Below are 1,286 nucleotides of genomic sequence, written 5' to 3'. Positions count from 1 at the left end.
TGAGGGGCCATGGTGATTCCGGACAGCCGTCTTATGGGCGTAGCCTATGCGGCTGTTTGGATTGAAAGGGACTCGTTGAGTACTTCCAGAGGTGGCCGGTAGCCGAGCGCCGAGTGCAGGCGCCGACGGTTGTAGAACCCCTCGATGTAGCGGATGACCTGCCGTTTCGCCTTGGCCCGGGTCGTGAAGACGAAGCGGTGGAGCCATTCGTTCTTGATCGCGCTGAAGAACGACTCAGCCATCGCGTTGTCATAGCAGACCCCGGTGCGGCCGACCGAGCGGCGGATCTGCAGGCCGGCCAGGAAGCGGCCGAACTCATCAGAGGTGTAGTTCGAGCCGCGGTCGGTGTGGAACACGGCGCCGGGCTGGAGCAGACCGGTGCCGGCGGCCATCCGGATCGCGTCCTTGATCAGGCCGGTGCGGTAGTGGTCGGCCATCGCCCAGCCGAGGACTGCCTTGCTGTGGCAGTCGATCACGGTGGCCAGGTAGAGGAAGCCCTCCCAGGTGCGGATGTAGGTGATGTCGCCGACCAGCTTGGTGCCCGGCCGGGCGGCGGTGAAGTCGCGACCGACCAGGTCGGGGATGCCGCGGAAGTCGCCCTGGACGGTGGTGACCGGCCGGAACGCCCGTACCTGGGCCGGGATGAGGCCCTGCTCGCGCATCAGGGCACGTACCAACTCAGCCGAGCAGTGCTCGCCACGACGCAGCAGGGCGGCGTGCACCCGCCGATAGCCGTAGGTCTCGTGCGAGTCGGCGAAGACCTCGGCGACCAGCCGGGACAGCAGTACGCGGCGTTGCGCGGTGGCCGAGGCCGGCCGCTCACGCCATTCGTAGTAGCCCGAGCGGGACACCTTCAGCCAGGCGCACATCTTCACGATCGCGTGATGGGCCTTCTCCGCATCGATCAGCTCGTACTTGGCGAGCGTCATCGACTGTCCGCCGCGAAGAAGGCGGCCGCTTTTTTCAAGAACGTCAGCTTCTCCCGCAGCTCGGCGTTCTCCCGCTCCAGCTCCCGGATCCGGGCCCGCTCCGGCCCGGACACCGGCTGCTGCTCGTCCTGAGCGCTCGCGATCCGATGCCGGTTCACCCAGCTGCCCAGGGTGCTGGCGTTGATCCCGAACTCGCGCGCCACCGACGCGACCGTCCGATCGCCCTCCAACACCATGCGGATGGCTTCTTCCTTGAACTCCGGCGAGAACTGCCTACGACGCCTCGTCACGTACCTACCTCTTCCAGACTTCTGTCAGCTTATGTAGCCGACTGTCCGAAATCTGTTGGGCGCCTCA

At 66.2% G+C, this 1,286-nt stretch carries 1 protein-coding gene; it reads right to left on the bottom strand.

Going from position 1 to position 1,286, the window contains the following annotated elements:
- Nucleotides 1-44 precede the first annotated feature (44 nt).
- A protein-coding gene (locus ABZ297_RS46820; RefSeq protein WP_355361099.1) for an IS3 family transposase occupies nt 45-1,219 on the bottom strand; the annotation gives its coding sequence in 2 pieces (ribosomal slippage) (nt 45-982 and nt 982-1,219; 1,176 coding nt in all).
- Nucleotides 1,220-1,286 lie beyond the last annotated feature (67 nt).

Source organism: Nonomuraea sp. NPDC005983 (assembly GCF_040614375.1).
In the GTDB taxonomy this organism is placed as follows: domain Bacteria; phylum Actinomycetota; class Actinomycetes; order Streptosporangiales; family Streptosporangiaceae; genus Nonomuraea.
This window is presented reverse-complemented; position numbering and strand designations above follow the sequence as displayed.